This window comes from Blastomonas sp. UPD001 (assembly GCF_003426715.1).
In the GTDB taxonomy this organism is placed as follows: domain Bacteria; phylum Pseudomonadota; class Alphaproteobacteria; order Sphingomonadales; family Sphingomonadaceae; genus Blastomonas.
In genome coordinates, this window is sequence record NZ_QKVT01000015.1 from 1 (window position 1) to 1,158 (window position 1,158).

General features: G+C 66.2%; 1 protein-coding gene and 1 pseudogene. Both read right to left on the reverse strand.

Features of this window, described 5'->3' with window-relative positions:
- A pseudogene (locus tag DM995_RS17820) lies at nucleotides 1-251 on the reverse strand (septal ring lytic transglycosylase RlpA family lipoprotein); the annotation flags it as partial.
- A gap of 35 nt (nucleotides 252-286) precedes the next feature.
- A partial coding sequence (locus tag DM995_RS17825) for a lytic murein transglycosylase (RefSeq protein ID WP_116970577.1) occupies nucleotides 287-1,158 on the reverse strand: 872 nt, incomplete at its 5' end.

Genomic DNA, 1,158 nt, shown 5'->3' on the forward strand with positions numbered 1-1,158 from the left:
GCGGTGCTTCGCCCATCGAGCTCCTGCCCGTACCAGCTGGCATAGCCGGTCTCGTCATAGTTGAACGTGTCTGCCGGCGTGTAGGTGATGCCGCCCATCTCATACGGTTCGCCGAGCTTGACCGGATAATCGGTGACGCCGCCCGCAATCTTGGGCGGCGCGGTCTCGAGGCTGCGCGTCACGGTGCTGCCGCCGCCGCATCCGGTCAGCGCGAGGCTGAGCCCTGCGCTCACGATCATCCAGTTCCTCATCCCGCTTCCCCTTTGCCCGGTGCTGCGTTGGCGCGTCAGTCGCGCACGCCGTCCGCCAGCAATCCTACCGACATTGCATAGTAATTGGAGCAATTATAGTCGAGGATCGCGCGATAGTTGCGCGTCAGCAGATAGCCCTGCGCATCGAGCCCCGGCGTGATCAGCAGCGAGGCCTTGATCTTGTCGTCGCCAGGCCAGACGCCGCCGCGCGGCACGACGCCCAGCGCCTTCCATTCGCGCAGCGTCTTCCACTCGCTGTGCCGCTCGACCGCGCGCGCGCATTTCGCCACATTTTCGCGATTGGCGATTGCCGCCGGGTTGACCGTCGGAGGGATCGACACCGCAAAGCCCCAGGGTTCGCCGCGCTGCCAGCCGGCCGCCACCATGTAATTGGCGATCGAGGCAAAAGCGTCCGCCCGGCTCGACCAGATCTCGGCCTTGCCGTCGCCGTCGCCGTCCTTGGCGAGCTTGAGATAGACCGACGGCAGAAATTGCGGATAGCCGAACGCGCCGGCATAGCTGCCGCGAAGCACGTTGCGCGGCACGCCCATGTCGACCATCTTGAGCACCGCGATCAGCTCGCCCTCGAACAGGTCGCGCCTTCGCCCTTCATAGGCCAGGGTCGCGAGCGCGCGCGGCAGGTCGGTCCTGCCCAGCAGCGTCCCGTAATTGGTTTCATGCCCGAAGATCGCGACCATGATCGAGGCGGGCACCCCCGTCCGCTGCTCGATTGCAACCAGCCGGGCGGCTTCGTCGGCATAGACCTGGCGCCCCTGGCGGATCTTGGCGGCATTGATACGCTTGGCCATTTCGGGGCCGAACGAAGGGAAGCTCTGCCCGGGAGGAGTCGGCGCAAAGCGGCGGTCGAGCGCAGCGACGCTCTCGTCGAAGCTCAGCGTCGGCAGCA